The organism is Pseudoalteromonas rubra (assembly GCF_005887115.1).
Lineage (GTDB): Bacteria > Pseudomonadota > Gammaproteobacteria > Enterobacterales > Alteromonadaceae > Pseudoalteromonas > Pseudoalteromonas rubra_F.
Genome location: NZ_PNCJ01000055.1, coordinates 120,178 through 138,909 on the forward strand (window position 1 = coordinate 120,178; position 18,732 = coordinate 138,909).

Here is an 18,732-nt window from a genome sequence, read left to right on the forward strand (position 1 = left end):
AACTTTAAAATCCAGCTGAGATGTCGGCTATTGAGTTAGCAGCGCGCGTCATCGTGTTCAGATAACGCAAATTCTGTAACCTCTCCATCTGCGCGGAGCAGACGATAGCGACTTAGTCTACCTTTTTGTAACTCAACCAGACTGATAGCAGACGCACTCACTAAGTAACGTTTACCAACACTGTCACTGTGGTGTTTTCGTACCGACAACTGCCAGCGCTTGGTAAACAGGTTAAACGGACTCCAGGAAGCAAACAGCCAGGTATCCAGTTTTTCCAGAACATGCAGCAGACGTTTAGGAAACTCATTTTTAATGCCAGAAGAGGTAAGCTGCCAGATCCGATTGTCATGTCGACCAAAACGTGCGGCCACAGAAAAACAGAATGAGTAGTGCACATCACCGGAGAGAATAATGGTCTCACAAGGCGTATCCTCCCGCTTGAAAATATCAATCAGCTTTTTCGCAGCGCCTTCATGCGCCATCCAGTTCTCAACATCTACCACCAGAGGGTGGCCACATGCATTGAAAACAGCTTGTATTGTTTCTATCGCTTTAACACCAAATACCGGCGCCGGACTCACCAGCAAGACCGAATCCTGGTTCAACATTTGCTCCTGTAATTCCATCAGAGTTTCCCAGTCCATAAGACCACTGGGCTCATTGAAATCCTGCTCATTGCGCCAACGATGGGTACGCGTGTCTAACACCACTACTTTTGGTTGAGTGTCGAGGCAATAATGCCACTGTGTAAATCGGTGCAGTGCTTTGTCAAAGCTGGTCAAAGCCCATTTATTGTGAGCTGTAAGGCTTTGCGTAAACCCGTCGATTAACTTACCTGTTGCGCACAGTGCATCGTTACCCAACCCCTGAAACAACCAGTATGCAATCAAGCCATTGGCTATGATCCGTCTACTTGCCGGAGAATTGGCAATATTTTGCTCCCATCTCGCCGTCAGGTTCCAGTCATCTGTCACATCGTGGTCGTCAAACATCATTAATGTGGAAACGTTAGCAAACAGCCGCTGGGCCGCCGGCAAAGTTTCAATAAACCCCTGTAAAGCGCGCTTATCCGCGGCAAATTCAAGTGCCTGGGCATGGCTCAGAGCATCTCCATGGAGCTGCGATAAATCGACCAATTGCCAGGCCTGATAACTAAAATTTAGCAAGTAGCAGGCAATAAATTCCTCAAGCGTGATCAGGTGATTGCCAGCATTAACACTCGAGAAATGCACCTCATCTTTTTTTAGCCAGTGACCCATGGTCCACTTGCTGCGTTCCTGCCAGGGCGTTTTAGGTAACCAATGATGGCGTTGGTAGAGCTGCTGCTCCAAAGATTCTGGCAAAGTCAGAGAGACATTGCCCTCGGGGTAAATGTCGAGTAGCGAGATCAGCCTGTGTGCAGCCATAAGCATCGGGCCTGCCACATCATCCGCGTAAATCTGATCTCCGGACATCAGTAACAGCGAGGGACGTTTTGTTTTGTCATGTAAAGTCTGACGCAGATAATCATCTGCGGTTGCCAGAGAGTCCCGACTGTGATGATGTGGATTGCGACACGAGCCGTGAAGTACGCTGTGAACGGTTTCGGGTACCATAAGCTGAGGTGAATCAGTGTAGCTGAGCGCACTTAGGTCCAACCAACGTCCGCCCGCTTTGATGCGATAACCCAGGTTGGTATCGCATTTAAAATGACCGTGATTCGGGGTGATCAGTAAATAGCACAGGTATAAGTAGGTACCCAACCTGATGTCGCTTTGCTCAACTGATACCTCAACCCCGTCTATTTCAAGCTCGAATTGTGGCGCTGCAGTGGTAACAAACTGCAGGCAAATTTGTTTAGGCTCTGCCCGGCGCACCATTGGACCGAGCAATAGATAAGGTAAATCAGAATCGTTAGCTGGCATTACCGCGCTGAGCCAGGCCAAACAAACGGTAGAAATTCTCCGTTGTGGCGCTGGCTAACTCCTTGTAGCTTATCCCTTTTAAATCTGCGATAAAATAGGCAACATCCTGCACATAGGCGGGTTGGTTGGTTTTACCACGATGTGGCACAGGCGCCAGATAAGGGGAGTCTGTTTCAATTAACAGCCTGTCCAGAGGCAAACGCCTCACAACATCTTGTAGCTCAGTGGCATTTTTAAAAGTAACAATCCCAGAGATAGAAATATAGAACCCCATATCAATGGCCTGTTTTGCCATATCCCAGCTCTCTGTGAAGCAGTGCAATACACCACCACACTGTTGTGCCTGATGAGCTCGCATAATATCCAAAGTATCTTGCCTGGCATCACGGGTATGAATTATCAGTGGTTTGTTAAGCTCGTTGGCAATATCAATATGCTGTGCAAAGCTATCTCTTTGCACCTGATGTGTGTCTTTTGAATAATAATAATCCAACCCCGTCTCGCCGATTGCAACGACCTTAGGGTGCTGAGCCAACTGCTTCAATAGCTCTGGGTCAAGCGCGTCATCCTGATTGAGTGGATGTACACCACAAGATGCTGACACATCCTCAAACGGTAGAATTTTTTCAAGCATAGCCGGAAACTGAGCCAGGGTGACGCTTACACATAAAAAGTGTTCAACCTGCTTAGCTCTGGCCTCTGTGAGGATCTCAGGTAACGCTTTACCCAGTTTATCAAAGTCCAGTCTGTCAAGATGACAATGAGAATCTACAATCATAACTGCTCTTACATGGTGTAGGTGGGCTTGCCGGAGTTCAGCATAGTGCCCAGCATTTTTACTATTTTATCGTTCAGTAATTCGTCTTCTGCCTCAAACCCAACACCTATCCCGGGCGGGTTTGAATTTTGCGCACCTTGTGGTGTGATCCAGACAACCTTGCCGGTTACCACATCCTCTTCAAGTGCATCAGGCAAGGTAATTCGTAGCGTTATCGCCTGCCCCATTTCATAACGACTATTGGTTTGCACAAACAGACCGCCGCTTTTTTGGTATGGCATGTAACTGCGATATAGTTCGTCGTTGTCTTCAAAATCGACTAGTAATTCTTGCACCTTGACTCCTATCTTAAGGTTTGCTGCAACTGATAGCATAATCGTGACAGACTCAGGGACAAGTTTAAGCCTAACACAGTATGTTGGTCTACTGAAAACCGCCTCACTATCGCAATGGCAGCCTGTGCTTTACTAAAATCCAACTGCCCTGTCACAATCTGATTGTTGATGGCAGCCAGTGCAAAACCGCAAAATACCTTTACCAGGCTCACATCAGCTTGCAGTGTTTTTGCCAGTGTATCGCTATCAACCCCCTCACTTAGGCGCTGTGCGGTTTGCCACAAATAATCGATATCCTTGAGTTGCTGCGTCTGTGACCACTTTTGTAATAATAGCGGCTGCGACATAAAATTGCTGACCCAGGGGAATTGGCTGGAGTGAATCCCCTGTTGTGCAAGCCACGCTTCGACCGCGTTACCATCAACCACACCCACATTCAACTTGTTACAGCGGCTCAAAACCGTCGCGGCCACGCGTGCTCTGTCATTACACAACAGCAGTAAGTACCGACCCTTAGCGGGCTCTTCAAGCGTTTTTAACAGTGCATTGGCAGCCGACTCTGTGAGCTTTTCAACCCCATCGATAACAACAACTTTATTTCCTCCCTGCTGAGCTGAGTGAAATATAAACTCATTCAAGCCTCGGATAGCATCAACACTAATGCTCTGCGTTTCAGCTGTTATCAGTAGTTTGTCTGGGTGATTGTCAGCCTCAATAAGCAAGCAGCTTTTGCATTGCCCACAAGAGTAAAGCGACGTGCCTGCGTGTTTGCATAGCAGCGCTGCTGCAAGTGACTGGGCCAGCTCAAGCTTTCCGACACCAACCATACCATATAATAATTGAGCATGATGAAAACGCTGTTGTTGGTAGCTCGTCTGTAATTGAGTAAATACCGGTTCTAGCCATGGGTACATATAATCGCACCAGTTAATTGTTGTCGTTTTGTTGACGACAGGCCGCTACCACTGAATCCACGACTTCCAAACACGCCTGTAGCACAGCCTGCTTATCTTCCGACGCATCAATCACGCTGAACCGTGCTGGCTCAGCTTGGGCCTGGGCCAGATAACCTTGCCGTGCACGATGCAAAAACTCCATTTTTTCATCTTCCATACGATCTAGCCCTTCGCCACGTTGACTTACGCGTGTTAAGCCAAGTTCAGGATCTAAATCCAAAATGATATTCATGTCGGGTTTGAAGCCACCCAGCGCCAATTCGTTAATCGTCGTGATAGTCTTGAGATCGATGCCTCGCGCATAATGCTGAAAACTGAACGTCGCAGCGTCAAAACGATCGGAGATCACAACCTTCCCCGCTTCTAGTGCCGGAAGGATCTTTTCTTGGACATGCTGAGCCCGTGCCGCACCGAACAGCATAAGCTCAGTGACAGAGCCCATTTCAGGTGTACTGGGATCCAAAATAACAGTACGGATCTTCTCACCTATTGGCGTACCGCCCGGTTCACGAGTCAGTACAACATCAAAACCCTGTTGCTCAAGATAATCGGCAATGCCCTGAATCACGGTTGTTTTGCCTGCTCCATTACTGCCATCACAAACCAACATAAAACCTTTATTCATACACACTCTCTGCAGTACCACTGAGTACCGAATACAATTATCTGAAAATGAGCGCCATTATATCCGTTTCACGCCATCATCAGTAGGATTAATTCGTTGAATAGTGTACCGTTTACTGCATCAATCGATTTTCGCAAGGAAAAATGATGCAAATTGATCTTCATCACGCCATGACCTGGGTTGTGGCAAGAGACGCAGGCTTCTCACCGGCTCAGGCCAATACCATTGCGCATGCAGCCCAATATGTAGACGACGCCACTAACTATGGGCACATTGAGTTTGACAATGGCGCCGCTTATGAGCGAATAGCAACTGCACACAAAATGCTTGAGTATCGTAATCTGGACAGCCTAAAAAATATGAAAGTCTGGGTGCCATTTCATTTTTTGCCGGGTAACGGCGGCTTACCGGCAGGCGAAAACCCGAGTGGCAGCTTTATCCAGAAACTGGTGTGTCGTCCACACTCACATGTTGCAAAAGACATGATTGCAGAGGTACTGGCTGATAAAGACCGCCCTTATTCATTACACCGACTGGGCATCACTGCCCATGTGTTTATTGATACCTGGGGACACAAGGGCTTTGCAGGCGTTGACCATCCGGTAAACCATGTACGCGATATCACAGACCATAATGGCCAGATACACCACAGCCTGATAGATAAGGTCACCAATTATTTCGCCAATATTTTGCAAGACAATATTCCAAGCCTTGGTCATGGTCAGGCGCTCTCACACCCCGACCTGCCCCATCAGCACTGGTCTTATACAAACGGTCTGGGTGAACACATTGAACGCAACAACCCCAGTGACTTTTTGCAGGCGGCAGACGAGCTGTGTAAGGTTTTTCAAACTTATCTGGTAAAGCCTATCACCGGGCTCTCACCACAAGTTCGAAACGAAATTGCACAGTGTTTTGACCAGTTTGTCAGCGATAATGGAGAAACGCGTCACCACCAGTGGCTGGATGCTATTGCAAACGACCGCTTTGGTCTGGGTGCCTACCAGCTCAGCTATATCGCAAAAGGCCATGGCTCATGGAAGCATCAGGCACTTGGAACAACGTTAGAAACGGGAGATGAGCACTGCTACCAGTATCACCCGGGATTTCTTAATTCTGACTGGAAACATTTTCATGATGCGGCAAAGAAACACCGCCAGAGCATCATAGTGGATATTCTGCCCAGATATGGCATTTGTGTCAGCTAGATAAGGGTCACCGCGACCCAAGTTGATCGCGGTGAAATACCCGTTTATTCAGGCTTAAGCGTGACGGCCTGATCTTTAACGCCAGCATAAAAAACCACAATCTGTGCAGCCTCTTTACCAACGTTTTTGCCCCAGTGCCAGGTATTGAGTACTTCGACTATCGTGTCACCGGCCTTAATATGTAAGGTCTCTCCAGTTTCTGTCTCAACCATTAGCTCACCTTTTATCATCAAACCAGCATTTATATAAGGGTGCTTGTGGATAGGCAAGGTCTGTCCGGCAGGAATAGTAAAGCGCATGATCCGCACTTCCGGCTGACCTTTTGGATAGGCGGGCAGAGTTGCGCCGTTCCAGCTCTGTTGCTGTTTTGTCAGTGTTTCTACTTTTATCTGCTCGGTACTGTGTGTTTTTTCCGCGCTGATACTCGCAAAACTCAAAAGTAAAAAAGCCGGTAAGGCTAAAAAGGGGCTGTGCATTTTGGTTTATCCTTATAAGTTTTTTGTATCCTAAAACGACAATGTGACTTAATTGTGGAGCCCTGACATCGACAAAATCTCACGCTGTGCAGACAGGCGCAGTTCAACATCGCACTGACCGGGTAAAGTCTGGAGACCCCATTGAGTCAGGCGCTGAAAAAACTGCACAAATTGCGTAATCTCTTGCTTTGACATACGACGTGACTGCGTGCCGGACAAGCGCAGCTTTTGTTCTTGTTCCAGGCGCCAGCGGGCAACATGCGAAAAGTCCCCGGCATTGAGAAATATGAGTTTATCAAGTTGTGCAAACAACGGCTGATAATCGGCTTTGAGAAAGTCGTTCACTGAATGGCGGTAGCTGCCATCAGGATCCTGTTCCTGCTCCAATAGATTAATCGGGCAAGTCAGGCTTTGTGCCGGCTGCTCTTTTACGCCAAGACACCAGCCTTCAAAAATCAGCACGTCCAGGCTATTGCAGTGTTGCCAGTACGCAGACGAAAATGGCTCGTCCATAGATTTATCAAACCGGGGCAATGTCAAAGACTGTTGCGCCCGAAACCGCGCTAGCACCTCAGCTGCCAAGGCGGTGTCGTGAGTCCCCGGTACACCCCGAGTTTGAAACAGCGGGTGCATAGCATCGGCGCGTTTTGCCCGCTCGGCCCGGCTCAGATAGAAGTCGTCCAGTGACACACATTCAACGCGTAACCCCTGTTGAACAAGCGCAGCTTTTAAGTAGCCAGCGAGTGTCGATTTGCCGCTACCTTGTGAGCCGCTGATACCCAGGCACAAAGGTGAATTTTGCTTGGCTTGCTCTGCCAGCCACTTTGAAACGGGGCCAAGCAACTGAACATACTGCGGTTCAAGCTTGTGTGACTCACAAAACTGGCGTTGCCAGGGCTCCATCACGAGAGACTCTTCTATACCTGTCGGGCTAGGTGTTCAGCTCATACTTATAGCCAGCCCCATATATGGAGTGAATAAATTCGCTATCCGGAGAAAGCTGGGAAAGCTTCTTACGGATCTTTTTAATATGGCTGTCAATCGTACGATCGCTGACAATCCGGTCATCATCATAGATACAGTCCATCAGCCTGGAACGATTGTAAATCCGCCCGGGATGTGCGACTAAGGTTTTCAGTAAAACAAACTCCACCTGAGTTAGCTCAACAGAGCTGTTCTGATAAGTGACAAAGAGCGTATTTTCATCCAGCGCAAGTTGCTCTGTCTGCACAGGATTTGCCCCTACTCGACGCAAAATTGCTTTAACGCGAGCCACCACTTCACGTGGGCTGTAAGGTTTGCAAACATAATCGTCTGCGCCCACCTCAAGTCCAAGTAACCGATCAATTTCTTCCACCTTAGCGGTAGTCATGATGATGGGCACCATAGAGTGTCGCCTTACCTCACGGCAAATCACGATACCATCAACATTAGGCAGCATAAGGTCAAGTAAAATGATGTCTGGTTTAAAAGTGTCAACGGCGCTCAGAGCCTGGGCACCATCATGAACCATATGCAACTCATAGCCTGCCTGAGTGACATACTTACCTAAAATGGTTGCAAGCTTTTTCTCGTCTTCAATGATTAGTACTTTTTGCATTTTCAGCGTTCACTTTCACCTTGGGTCTTCTACTCCCCAAAATTAAGTGAAATGGCTTGAATTTACAACCCTTTTAGGAAAAGCGCATCACCACAGCCAGACCACCAAGTCCACTTTGTTGCGCCGAGATTGTGCCGTTGTGAGCCTGAACTATACTAGTACAAATCGCCAGTCCAAGCCCTGAACCACCTGAAACACGATCTCTTGCCTGTTTGACGCGGTAGAGGCGACCAAAGAGTTTATCTAACAACTCAGGCTCCACTCCGGGTGAGCTGTCCTGCCAGACAATCTCGGTTTGCTCTCCCAGCTTTTTAATCGTCACCCGGATTTTCCCGGGGCTGTATTCCGTTGAATCGGTGTAACGCAATGTGTTTTGCATCAGATTACTAAATAACTGAGTCATGCGCCTGTCATCACATTCCATCAACAAAGATTTATCTCCGTCCAGCTGCCACTCAAAGTGCTGATTTGTCAATTGAGCCTGATGATTACCGAATGTCTGTTCAACGATATCGCCCAAACAATGTGGTGACATCTGATAGCTCAAAGATCCTCTGTCAGACATTGATAACTGATGCAAATCATCAACCAACTGAGTCAAGCGACTGATCTCTTCATGCAAAGATTGAAGTTGATCAGGGTTGGTTTCAATGACCCCATCAATCATCCCCTCCAGCTCAGCTTTAAACACAGCAATGGGTGTGCGAAGCTCGTGAGAAATGTCGGCTATCCACTGCTGTCTTGCCTGCTGGTTTTCCCGCAAGGTTTCTGACAGGGTGTTTAAATCCCGAGCCAGCATACCCAACTCGTCGTTGCTATCCGTGCTCAGGTTACTCTGATAGTCTCCTCTTGCCAGGCTCTGCGCCGCCCGACGTAGCGCCAGTACAGGCGCAACCAGAAAGTGACTGAATGGTATCGCCAGTAAGCTCGATGCGATCAGGGCTACAATGGCGATATACATAAACCAATTTTTTTGTCGCTCGGCAAATAAACTGTCAAAACGGTTACTCATAACCAGGCCATCTTCAAGACCAACGTACCCCAGTAAGGGCGACGCCGGAGAATCGGACTGGTGAACAGGCTCCCACAAGGTTGTTCTGGTTGTCGTCAGTGAACCAATTACCTGCTCGCCGGCTGCGTTTTTATACACTAAACGACCACTTCCATTGTCTCCATACCCTCTGGGAGGCGGCCTGCGTTTTTTTGGCGGGTATGCACCTCGCTCTCCTTTGGGTGGGCGCTCAGCACCGGGCTGTGGACGTCTGTCAGATTGATACTGTGACTGAAAGCCCTGCTCGTTAACTTCCCCCCGTCCCCGACGTTCACCGCCTGGGCTCCCATCTGCGTATTCCGGTCGCCTGCGAGGCCGCTGCATAGAAGGACTGTCGTAACTGTCATAAGAGGGATGAGCACCGGCCGATTTCGTGGTAACAGGATTCCCGCGCACTTCCTGCACCAGTTGATGCCAGGCCGGATGACGGTGAAACACCCACTCCTCACCATAACGGTCGTAATTTTCGCGAATAGTCGGCATCAACGCTACCAACCTGGCGCGGCTGTTTTGCTGAATATAGTCACGAAAACTCTTTTCAAAAGCAGCCTGGTTAGCAAAGTAAATAGCCATGATCAATACGGTGTTGACCAACAGCAAAATAGCCAGCAGCTTGTGCCGTATTGTCAATTTCATGGTGCAGTTACTCCTGTGAGCAAAATTCAAAACTTGTAAGACCAGATGCTAATCAGTATGTAAGGTCAATGTGCAAATAGTGTGGAAGTGGTGGCAAAATTTACCAAAGCAGGGACACGTTGGGACAGCTGCTTTATATGGACAGCCCATCACATGTCGCATGGGCCGGTTTTTGAACTGAATTAAGCTGACTAATTAAACTGCACAATCTCAAGGCCAAGTATATATCCTTCCCCTTCGGTATTGCTGCCGCAGCGAATGACTTTTACATGGGCATTGAGAGGAGGAATCGAGCCACCGTGACTATCAATAAATACATCTAACATTTCGTTGATTTCAATCGGCTCCTCTACAATGATCGACAAACCTGTGGCACTCAAGTCATGACAAGTGCCTTGCAGTTTATGACCCGTGGACAAGACCGTTAATTGTGCCTGGGTATCGACCATCATGCGCATAAAGCGCCGTTTATCCTCATGTATCATGTCGTGCTCCACTCATTATTATCATTGCTTGCCTGCAAAAAATTACCTGGGAATAATTTGCACCATATTTTTTATTTTTTCCGACAAGGATTGCATTGAAAAGGGTTTAACCACATAAGCATCACAGCCCGCATCAAAACCAGCCTGCTTTTCCTGCTCCGACTCCAGGCCCGATACCATAAGCACCGGAATATCTCTCGTTTCGGGCGTATTTTTCAGCATTCGACACGTATCGTAGCCATCCAGCCCTGGCATGCAAACGTCGAGCAATATCACATCTGGTGGATCAGCAATTGCATTAGACAGACAGCTCTTGCCTGACTCAGCATAGCTAAATTTAAATGCGTCCGACAAGGCCATAGAGAGCATCTCAAAATTGAAATACTCATCGTCAACCACTAACACATGCGGCGTTTTCATCCTGCTCCCCTGTGTGGACATAGTCAATGCCGCTTCCTTTTCACAATCCAAAAATAGTTTCCTCTTAATAAGGTAATTGCCTCAATGCAAATTGCAAGTCAAAACACACTATTCGATCTCATTTAGCGCATTAGTGATCCGCTTCGCTGAAATCGGGTAAGGCGTACCCAGTGTTTGAGCAAATAAAGACACCCGAAGTTCCTGCTGCATCCAAAAAACTTCATCGAGGGCCTCTGACATTGGCAACCCTTTTGGCTGTTTATTGCACTTATCTGCGTATGCAGCAGCCACTTTCTCGAGTTCCAGCACACATAAACGATCACGATTTGGATCAACCGGCAACTTCTCAAGACGCTTTTCAATGGCTTTCATGTAGCGCAACAGATCAGATAACTTGTGTGCACCATGCTGGCTGACAAACCCTTTGAAGACCAAGCTCTCTAACTGAGATTTTATGTCTCCGTGGGCAGTTATCATGGTTAGGTCAACGCGACCTTTCATACGTTTGTTCACACTATGTACAATGCTAAGTACTTGTTCAACAGCTGAGGCAATTTCAACAACTTTATCTCCTAACTCAGCTCGGACATGCTCTTTGGCTTTTTCAAAATCCTGTTCAGAGCGGATCGCGGTATAGTCACCTAACAAAGCATCAACCCCTGCTGCCGTACAATCGTCAATCAGGTCATTAATCTTACCAAACGGATTAAAGTACAGTCCCAGCTTTGCTTTATTCGGCAGGTGCTGTTGTAAATATTTCACCGGTGAGGGCACGTTCAGCATCACCAGTCGACGCAGACCGAGGCGATGGGCCTGTTGTGCCTTGAGCGGATGATCAAATAAACTGATTGAGGTGCTTTGCTTGTTGTCTACCAGCGCCGGGAAAGCTTTGATCTCATAGCCGCCCTGCTTTTTGGTGTATTCCTCAGGCAGGTCACCAAACGACCACTGCATCAGCCCTTCCTGCTCTATGCCCTCTTCGGCCACTTTTGACAGCGTTTGCGTGACCTTACCTTGTAATTTGGCTTTAAGTACATCCAGATCATAGCCATGCGCAATCACCTTATTGTGTTCATCCAGTACCTGAAACTGCATCTTTAAGTGCGATTCCAGTGCCCCGAGATCGAACGCCTCAGCATCAACTTTAACGCCCGTCATACGTAATAAGCGATTGGCCAGTGCTTCAAGAAAGCCGCCCTGCATCGGCTCTATGGCAGCGAGTACCGCATCGGCATAGTTGGGCGCCGGGACAAAGTTGCGTCGCAGACTTTTTGGCAGACTCTTGATCAAAGAACAAATCAGTTCATGACGCAATGCCGGAATATGCCAGTCAAATCCCTCATTCGCCACCTGGTTAAGCAGTGGTAATGGGATGTTCACCGTCACGCCGTCAACGGGCTGACCTGGCTCAAAATGATAGCTCAATGGCAACATCAGATTGCCCTGCTGCCACACGTCTGGATAATCCAGCGCCGTAATGTGTGACGCTTCGTGCTGCATCAGGGCGTCTCTGTCCATATGCAAAAAGCGTTTGTCGGTTTTTTTCTTCTCTTTCCACCAGTGATTGAACGCAGCCCGGTTATTGACATCGGCCGGGATACGCTGCTCGTAAAACGCCTGCATCATATGCTCATCGACCAGAATATCCCGGCGACGCGCTTTGTTTTCCAGATCCTGAATATCGTCAATCAGGGCCTGATTGTGCTTTAAAAAGGCCTCGTTTTGCCCTAACTGCTGAGCTATCAGTGCTTCTTTTATAAAGAGTTCACGACACAGGGCTGGTTCAATCTGACTGTAAACCGTACGCTTTTTGCCAACAATGATCAGGCCGTACAGGGTTTGCTGTTCAAAGGCGATGACACAGCCCTGCTTCTTTTCCCAGTGTGGTTCACTGTAACTACGCTTAACCAGGTGCTCCGCCAACGGGGCAACCCAGTTAACATCTATCCTGGCATTAATTCGGGCGTAGAGCTTACTGGTTTCTACCAGTTCAGCCGCCATCACCCACTTAGGGCTTTTCTTAAACAGGCCAGAGCCAGGGAAAATATGGAACTGACTGTTGCGCGCCCCTTTATAGAACTTTTTCTCGTCTTTTTGACCTATGTGGCTCAGCATCCCGCTGAGCAGCGCCTGGTGAATGGCTTCGAAGCTGGCATCATTGCCTGAGGCTTTGAGGCCCATTTCCGTGCACACTGTGGTGAGCTGATAAACAATATCCTGCCACTCTCTGACCCGCATGTAGGCTAAAAAGTCTTTCTGGCATTGCTTTCTGAACTGGCTGCGACTGAGCGCTTCCTGCTGCTCCTCCAGATACTGCCAGAGGTTCAAAAACGCCATAAAATCCGAGTCCGGATCTTCAAACCGACCATGCTTTTCATCCGCAGCACCGCGTTTTTCCTGCGGTCTTTCTCTGGGGTCCTGAATCGACAGTGCCGCTGCGATAATGATCACCTCACGCAATGCACCCACAGGGGCTGATGCCAGTACCATACGGGCCAGGCGCGGATCTATCGGTAAGCGGCTGAGCTTGCGCCCGGTCTGGGTCAGCGTGGTTTGCTCACGTCTGCCGGCAGGTTTAACGGCACCCAACTCCTCAAGCAGGGTGACACCATCTGTGATATTGCGGTTATCGGGTGCTTGCACAAACGGAAACCGCTTGATGTCGCCCAGGCCCAGCGCCAGCATTTGCAAAATAACCGATGCCAGGTTGGTGCGCAGAATTTCCGGATCGGTAAATTCAGGTCGGCCAAGGAAATCTTCTTCTGAGTACAACCGGATACAGATACCCGCAGCAACCCGGCCACAGCGACCCATACGCTGATTGGCACTGGCCTGAGAAACGGCCTCAATCGGCAATCGCTGAACCTTAGTACGAGCACTGTAGCGGCTGATCCGCGCCGTGCCCGGGTCGATAACATAGCGGATCCCAGGTACCGTCAGTGAGGTTTCGGCCACGTTGGTTGACAGTACAATACGACGATGACTGTGGGCGGCAAAAATGCGATTTTGCTCGGCATTCGACAAACGGGCATACAAAGGCAAAATCTCAACGCCTTTGAGGTTGCGCTTACTCAGCGCATCTGCCGTATCGCGAATTTCCCGTTCGCCATTCATAAAGATCAGGATGTCTCCGGGGCCTTCTGCACACAGTTCGTCTACGGCATCGAAAATCCCCTGTAACTGGTCATTTTCGGCTTCGCTTTCATCACCACTGGCATCTATAACAGGTCGATAGCGCACTTCCACCGGATAGGTACGGCCCGATACTTCAATGATGGGCGCGTTATTAAAGTGCCTGGAAAAACGCTCCGGATCGATTGTCGCTGAGGTAATGATCACTTTGAGATCTGGGCGCTTCGGGAGCAGGTTTTTCAGATAGCCAAGAATAAAGTCGATATTCAGGCTGCGCTCGTGGGCTTCATCTATGATGATAGTATCGTACTGGTTCAGGTATCTGTCTTGCTGGATCTCTGCCAGCAAAATACCGTCGGTCATCAGCTTGATATAACTTTTGTTAGACACCTGATCACTGAAGCGGATCTTAAATCCCACTTCCTGACCAAGCTCACAGTTGAGCTCTTCGGCAATCCGGTTTGACACACTTCGTGCAGCAAGACGTCGCGGCTGAGTGTGACCAATATAGCCATCAACACCTCGGCCCAGTTCCAGACAGATTTTAGGTAGCTGGGTGGTTTTACCTGAACCGGTTTCACCCGCAACTATCACCACCTGGTTCTCGGCAATGGCTTTTTTAATGTCGTCTTTTTTCTGGCTAACCGGCAGCGACTCGGGATATTGCACCGTCGGCAATTCAGCCAGACGCTTCACTCTGAGCGTTTTACTGTGCTCTATATCACGCGTTATCTGAGTAAGTACCTTTTGTTGTTTCGCTTCGTCTTTTATTTTTTTGACGCCCTGAAGACGTTTTTTAAAGAGAAACTGATCCTTTTTGAGGCAATCCGCTATGTTCGAATACAACGACTGCAAATCCACTACACGACACCTTGTTACTGAGAAAATCGTCGCGTAGTCTAACAAAAAGCACGCAGCCAGCACAGTCCCTTTGACAAGGACTGATACCTTAAAGATGTAGTTGAATAGCTACCACACAGAATGGTGCCAAATAGCGCTGACACCACATTACTCAGGCACCAAAGCCTGTCTTCAGGAAACTCGCGTCACAACTCAGACAAAACGATGCCCCGACTCATAGGTATCATGAAGGTGTTTATCAATAGCATACAGTACATGGGTACGACTTATCACCCCAACCAGCCGACAATCAGTGTCGCACACGGGATAAATTTTTGGCTTATCAGCGGTCATTCTGTCAGCCAGCTTTAGGATGCTATCGTCCGGGCTGACACACAAAGGTTCAGCATTCATCACATCGGCCACTATGCTATGAGATTCGTTCTGATAAGTAGCTTCAAGCATAGTTCGGATACAATCCTGCTCTGATAAAAAGCCCACTACGCGTTGCATGTCGTCGATCACGGGACCTCCGGCCTGACCACTTTGCAGTAGTTTTTCCACGGCCGACTCGATGCGCATGTCCGCTTTAAAGGTTACCGGACGATGATTAAGATAGTCTGCTACTTTTACAGATTGCATATTTCATTCCCCTAAGAAAACACCAGCTTCATATTAAATAGTAGCTGGCGTTACAAAAATTGCCTAAATTTGCAGACGTTAAGCAGACTGATTAGGGTTAATCTGTTGCTTTGAAAATACCCACGTAAGTAGGTTGAGTGTTGGATTTGCTGGCACGATACATGCCTTTAGTATTAAACGGCATGCTTATATTGCCCTGAGCGTCTAAAATGATCACCCCACCGGTTCCACCAGCTTCAAACATAGGACCAAAAATCACCTCCTGCCCGGCTTGTACCACGGATTTGTCCTGATACTGCACCCGTGCACAGATATCAGCGGCAACGTGATAGCGAATAAAGTACTCACCATGGCCCGTGGCTGACACCGCACAAGAATCATTGTCTGCAAAGGTGCCAGCGCCAATAATAGGAGAGTCGCCAATGCGACCAAATCGTTTTGCCGTCATACCACCGGTCGACGTACCAGCTGCAAGATTGCCATTTTTATCGAGTGCAACGGCCCCCACAGTGCCCATTTTAAACTGCAGCGGTAACTGTTCATGCTTCGCCTGATAATCTTTGGTGCCCTGCTCTGCCCGGTCCAGCTTTTTTCGTGCTTTTTGCCAGGCCTCATAGCGATGAGGTGTATCAAAATAAGCATTGTCTACGAACGGCATGCCTTCACGCATAGCAAATTCCTCGGCGCCTTCACCACTGAGCATCACATGCACTGACTTGTCCATAACAGCTCTGGCTAGCTCAATGGGGTTTTTTACGTGTTTCACACCGGCAACCGCACCGGCCCGACGATCCCGTCCATCCATGATCGACGCGTCCAACTCATGAGCCCCTTCATAGGTATACACAGCTCCTTTACCAGCATTAAAAAACGGAGAGTTTTCCAGTACTTTAATTGCGGCAGTAATTGCATCCAGACTCTCACCACCTTGTTCCAAGACCTTGTAACCTTGCTCAACAGCCAACTTCAGCGCCTGTCTGTAGGCCTTTTCCTGTTCAGGCGTAAAGCGCGATTTTTCAATCGTACCGGCGCCGCCATGAATTGCAATGGCAATGGGTGTCTCAGGTTTGGCTTCAGGTTTGGCTTCAGGTTTGGCTGCAAAAGCGGGATGTGCCACGCTCAGAGCGGTGACTAAGAATGAGGTGATTAGTATAGGGCGCATGTTGAGTTCCTGTTGTTCTTCTATTATGGAACTAAGGTGCCGGATTTGAACTGTTGATACAAAAAAAAGCGATAAAAAAAGCGCCCATAAGGCGCTTTCTTATCAACTATTGTCGCTAATGACTTAGCTTGCCTGGCGCTTTGCTTTCAGACGAGCCAGACGACCAACCTGATGTGTAGAAGTCAGGAAAGAGAAAATAGGTGCCAGGTAGCCACGTTTGCGCAGCTCAAGGTAAGCTTCATCGCTCAGCTCGTTCAGCTTACGCTCGTCTACCAGGTAGATACCGTTGATGTCTTTCTTCTCACCAGCGATTTCAACAGTCAGAGTTTGCTGTACAAGTAGCTCTTTTTCAGCCAGGTACTGAGTGAAAGCTTCAGTTACACGAGAAAACTCAATGAAGTTCACCAGTGATTCTTTGCGACGCTCCAGGTACTCAGTCTCTTTACCGTCTTCGAACAAAGCGTTACCTTCTTCTTCACCTACCAGTGGGCTTGCTTCGTCGATTACAATGCCGTACTGGTCCTGCTCTGGGTGCTTAACCAGACCAAACGGGTAACGAGATGCTGCCAGTGGCGCGATACCCGCAGTCCACTCACCATCTTGTACGAACAGGTTTTCACCTGGCTCAAGACCAAACAGGGCAACTGCCTGGAACTGGCCGCTTTCAGTGTTCTTAACAAATGCCATCGGGAATTCAGTCGCAACACGCGCAAACTCGTGTGCAACTACCGGGATCAAGTGCTGAGATTTCAAAAATTCTACGTTAATGCCATTTTTTACTTTAATGTTGGCATGTTTCTCGTTGTGTAAAGGCTGCACTTGTTGCTCCGCCATAATACTGCTCCGTTAATTGAATGTAATTATTACTTATTGAGACATAGGCTAATAGTTTTAACAGCAAATTGGAAGCATGTTTTGGGCCTATTTAGTATAAATTTAACATTTCTGAAAACCGTATTTGTGGACTTTCTCAAGCAACTCTCTGTTATTGGGTAAATTGTCACCGAACTGACGACGGAGCGCTTCTGCCTGAGCGATAAACTTCTGTGCCATAGCCCGATCCACATAGCTGGCTGCTGCGTTTTGTAGTTTGGGTTCAAAGCCCATGCCATATAAGACATATTGATAGCTATCTTGTGGAAATGGCTCAAATATGTTGTCAAAATCATACTTACTAATCGGCCTATGTCGCCAAACTTCTAGCATGTGTTTAACTGACTCTGGGATCGACTCAGGCGCCTTATTGGACAACCAAAAGGGGGTTTTTCGCTGCGACAAAACATAATGTAGCTTGATAAAATCGATGGTTTTTTGCCACCGCAATTCAAACGAACGATTATAATGTTCGGCACTCGTTTCCATCAGTGAGCGATGGTGTGGAAATAGCTCAGACAGCATATTGACGGCGGCTTCAATCAAGAAAATAGCGGATGCCTCAAGGGGTTCAACAAAAGCTGCCGACAGACCAATTGCCACACAGTTTTTATGCCAGAATTTTTCCCTGTAACCACAATTCATCTGAATGTGTTTGGCACTCAACTCTTTACTTCGTGGCCCCAAATAATCCCTTAATACTTTTTCAGCTTCGTCCGCGCTCATAAACTCAGAGCAGTACACATGTCCTGTTCCACGGCGGCTTTGTAACCCAATATCCCAAATCCACCCAGCCTCTTGTGCGGTAGAATGCGTTGCACTGGCTATTGGGTCCTGAGCATTTTCATAGGGCATTTGAATCGCAATTGCACTGTCAACAAAGAGCTGGTCGCGAATACTCTTATACTGAACCCCCAACGTCTTACCCAAGAGCAAGCAAGAAAACCCAGTGCAATCCACGTACAACCCGGCTTTGAGCTCACCGTGCTGATCTGTAAATAAAGACCCTATATTACCGTCCACATCCAGCTGAACATCAATCACATTCCCGACTAAATGACGTACACCCAGCGTATTCACACAGTGCGCTTTTAAAAAAGTCGCGAACTTACCTGCATCGAGGTGATAGGCATAATTCTGGACGCCTTCATAGGGTGCATTGGTTATAAGTTTTGGTGCCAGACCTCGATCGCATAAGATGTCCTGCGCACTCACACTCTGAGCGTAGTTCGTTTCTCTTTCACCGAGCAACCAGTAAGGTGAAAGGTTGAAAGATGCGCTATCAACCACTGAGCTGAACAAATGATAATAATAGTTGCTGCCTTTCTCCTGTTCGTGATGCCAGTTTATAAACCGAGTGCCTTGCTTGAAGGAAGCATCCGTGGCTTTGATGAAATCTTGCTCATCAATGCCAAGACTTGCTAGTGTCTTTCGCATTGTAGGCCAGGTGCCTTCACCTACGCCTATCGTCGGGATATCAGAGGATTCCAGCAAGGTCACCTGAACACCTTGCGGGTCATTGGCTCCCAGTTCTTTTGCCAACTTTGCGGCGGTGATCCAGCCAGCGGTACCGCCTCCGACCACAACTACGCTTTTAACCTGCTCCATA

At 48.1% G+C, this 18,732-nt stretch carries 17 protein-coding genes; 1 reads left to right on the plus strand and 16 read right to left on the minus strand.

Annotated elements, in window-relative coordinates; translation table 11 throughout:
- Nucleotides 1-35: 35 nt before the first annotated feature.
- From CWB98_RS22350 to tmk, 5 genes are read right to left on the minus strand one after another with little or no spacing between them, the layout of a single operon-like run.
- Nucleotides 36-1,904, minus strand: a complete 1,869-nt coding sequence (locus tag CWB98_RS22350; protein ID WP_138546814.1) for an alkaline phosphatase D family protein — start codon at nucleotides 1,902-1,904, stop codon at nucleotides 36-38.
- A complete protein-coding gene (locus CWB98_RS22355) occupies nucleotides 1,894-2,682 on the minus strand; it encodes a TatD family hydrolase (RefSeq protein ID WP_138546815.1) in 789 nt (262 codons plus the stop codon). Before CWB98_RS22355 ends, CWB98_RS22350 begins: the two co-directional genes overlap by 11 nt.
- 8 nt (nucleotides 2,683-2,690) lie before the next feature.
- The gene (locus tag CWB98_RS22360; protein WP_138546816.1) at nucleotides 2,691-3,017 is read right to left on the minus strand and encodes a PilZ domain-containing protein; all 327 of its coding nucleotides are present in this window, start codon (nucleotides 3,015-3,017) and stop codon (nucleotides 2,691-2,693) included.
- A gap of 8 nt (nucleotides 3,018-3,025) precedes the next feature.
- Nucleotides 3,026-3,931, minus strand: coding sequence for a DNA polymerase III subunit delta' (gene holB, locus CWB98_RS22365; protein WP_138546817.1), 906 nt, complete (start codon nucleotides 3,929-3,931; stop codon nucleotides 3,026-3,028).
- A gap of 13 nt (nucleotides 3,932-3,944) precedes the next feature.
- The gene (tmk, locus tag CWB98_RS22370) at nucleotides 3,945-4,598 is read right to left on the minus strand and encodes a dTMP kinase (protein ID WP_138546818.1); all 654 of its coding nucleotides are present in this window, start codon (nucleotides 4,596-4,598) and stop codon (nucleotides 3,945-3,947) included.
- A 143-nt stretch (nucleotides 4,599-4,741) separates the two neighbouring features.
- On the opposite strand from tmk, the gene CWB98_RS22375 reads away from it, so the two are divergent.
- Nucleotides 4,742-5,806 carry a DUF6765 family protein gene (locus tag CWB98_RS22375; RefSeq protein ID WP_249364745.1) on the plus strand — a complete coding sequence of 355 codons (1,065 nt, stop codon included), beginning with the start codon at nucleotides 4,742-4,744 and terminating at the stop codon, nucleotides 5,804-5,806.
- Between the two features lie 44 nt (nucleotides 5,807-5,850).
- Here CWB98_RS22375 and CWB98_RS22380 read toward each other — a convergent pair whose 3' ends face one another.
- The 11 genes from CWB98_RS22380 to CWB98_RS22430 form a co-directional block, all read right to left on the minus strand.
- Nucleotides 5,851-6,282, minus strand: a complete 432-nt coding sequence (locus CWB98_RS22380; protein ID WP_138546820.1) for a cupin domain-containing protein — start codon at nucleotides 6,280-6,282, stop codon at nucleotides 5,851-5,853.
- Nucleotides 6,283-6,330: 48 nt separating this feature from the next.
- Complete coding sequence (locus CWB98_RS22385) at nucleotides 6,331-7,188, minus strand: kinase (RefSeq protein WP_138546821.1); 858 nt, start codon at nucleotides 7,186-7,188, stop codon at nucleotides 6,331-6,333.
- 25 nt (nucleotides 7,189-7,213) lie between these two features.
- Nucleotides 7,214-7,882 (minus strand): response regulator, encoded by a 669-nt coding sequence (locus tag CWB98_RS22390; RefSeq protein WP_138546822.1) that lies wholly within the window; start codon nucleotides 7,880-7,882, stop codon nucleotides 7,214-7,216.
- A 73-nt stretch (nucleotides 7,883-7,955) separates the two neighbouring features.
- Nucleotides 7,956-9,569: an ATP-binding protein gene (locus CWB98_RS22395; RefSeq protein WP_138546823.1), complete on the minus strand. Its 1,614-nt coding sequence runs from the start codon at nucleotides 9,567-9,569 to the stop codon at nucleotides 7,956-7,958.
- 191 nt (nucleotides 9,570-9,760) lie between these two features.
- Nucleotides 9,761-10,054, minus strand: coding sequence for a PilZ domain-containing protein (locus tag CWB98_RS22400; RefSeq protein ID WP_138546824.1), 294 nt, complete (start codon nucleotides 10,052-10,054; stop codon nucleotides 9,761-9,763).
- A gap of 42 nt (nucleotides 10,055-10,096) precedes the next feature.
- Nucleotides 10,097-10,495, minus strand: a complete 399-nt coding sequence (locus CWB98_RS22405; RefSeq protein ID WP_010381687.1) for a response regulator — start codon at nucleotides 10,493-10,495, stop codon at nucleotides 10,097-10,099.
- Nucleotides 10,496-10,582: 87 nt separating this feature from the next.
- A complete protein-coding gene (gene hrpA, locus CWB98_RS22410; protein ID WP_138546825.1) occupies nucleotides 10,583-14,467 on the minus strand; it encodes an ATP-dependent RNA helicase HrpA in 3,885 nt (1,294 codons plus the stop codon).
- A gap of 192 nt (nucleotides 14,468-14,659) precedes the next feature.
- A complete protein-coding gene (locus tag CWB98_RS22415; RefSeq protein ID WP_138546826.1) occupies nucleotides 14,660-15,088 on the minus strand; it encodes a CBS domain-containing protein in 429 nt (142 codons plus the stop codon).
- A gap of 97 nt (nucleotides 15,089-15,185) precedes the next feature.
- Complete coding sequence (locus CWB98_RS22420; protein WP_138546827.1) at nucleotides 15,186-16,250, minus strand: isoaspartyl peptidase/L-asparaginase family protein; 1,065 nt, start codon at nucleotides 16,248-16,250, stop codon at nucleotides 15,186-15,188.
- Between the two features lie 123 nt (nucleotides 16,251-16,373).
- The gene (locus CWB98_RS22425; protein WP_138546828.1) at nucleotides 16,374-17,084 is read right to left on the minus strand and encodes a SapC family protein; all 711 of its coding nucleotides are present in this window, start codon (nucleotides 17,082-17,084) and stop codon (nucleotides 16,374-16,376) included.
- Between the two features lie 102 nt (nucleotides 17,085-17,186).
- Nucleotides 17,187-18,731: a tryptophan halogenase family protein gene (locus CWB98_RS22430; protein ID WP_138546829.1), complete on the minus strand. Its 1,545-nt coding sequence runs from the start codon at nucleotides 18,729-18,731 to the stop codon at nucleotides 17,187-17,189.
- Nucleotide 18,732: the final 1 nt, after the last annotated feature.

Bases quoted from the DNA above. Each gene is read 5' to 3' on its own strand.
- CWB98_RS22350 (WP_138546814.1), bottom strand. From the start codon at position 1,904: ATGCCAGCTAACGATTCTGATTTACCTTATCTATTGCTCGGTCCAATG.
- CWB98_RS22355 (WP_138546815.1), bottom strand. From the start codon at position 2,682: ATGATTGTAGATTCTCATTGTCATCTTGACAGACTGGACTTTGATAAA.
- holB (WP_138546817.1), bottom strand. From the start codon at position 3,931: ATGTACCCATGGCTAGAACCGGTATTTACTCAATTACAGACGAGCTAC.
- tmk (WP_138546818.1), bottom strand. From the start codon at position 4,598: ATGAATAAAGGTTTTATGTTGGTTTGTGATGGCAGTAATGGAGCAGGC.
- CWB98_RS22375 (WP_249364745.1), top strand. From the start codon at position 4,742: ATGATGCAAATTGATCTTCATCACGCCATGACCTGGGTTGTGGCAAGA.
- CWB98_RS22380 (WP_138546820.1), bottom strand. From the start codon at position 6,282: ATGCACAGCCCCTTTTTAGCCTTACCGGCTTTTTTACTTTTGAGTTTT.
- CWB98_RS22390 (WP_138546822.1), bottom strand. From the start codon at position 7,882: ATGCAAAAAGTACTAATCATTGAAGACGAGAAAAAGCTTGCAACCATT.
- CWB98_RS22395 (WP_138546823.1), bottom strand. From the start codon at position 9,569: ATGAAATTGACAATACGGCACAAGCTGCTGGCTATTTTGCTGTTGGTC.
- CWB98_RS22400 (WP_138546824.1), bottom strand. From the start codon at position 10,054: ATGATACATGAGGATAAACGGCGCTTTATGCGCATGATGGTCGATACC.
- CWB98_RS22405 (WP_010381687.1), bottom strand. From the start codon at position 10,495: ATGTCCACACAGGGGAGCAGGATGAAAACGCCGCATGTGTTAGTGGTT.
- CWB98_RS22415 (WP_138546826.1), bottom strand. From the start codon at position 15,088: ATGCAATCTGTAAAAGTAGCAGACTATCTTAATCATCGTCCGGTAACC.
- CWB98_RS22420 (WP_138546827.1), bottom strand. From the start codon at position 16,250: ATGCGCCCTATACTAATCACCTCATTCTTAGTCACCGCTCTGAGCGTG.
- CWB98_RS22425 (WP_138546828.1), bottom strand. From the start codon at position 17,084: ATGGCGGAGCAACAAGTGCAGCCTTTACACAACGAGAAACATGCCAAC.
- CWB98_RS22430 (WP_138546829.1), bottom strand. From the start codon at position 18,731: ATGGAGCAGGTTAAAAGCGTAGTTGTGGTCGGAGGCGGTACCGCTGGC.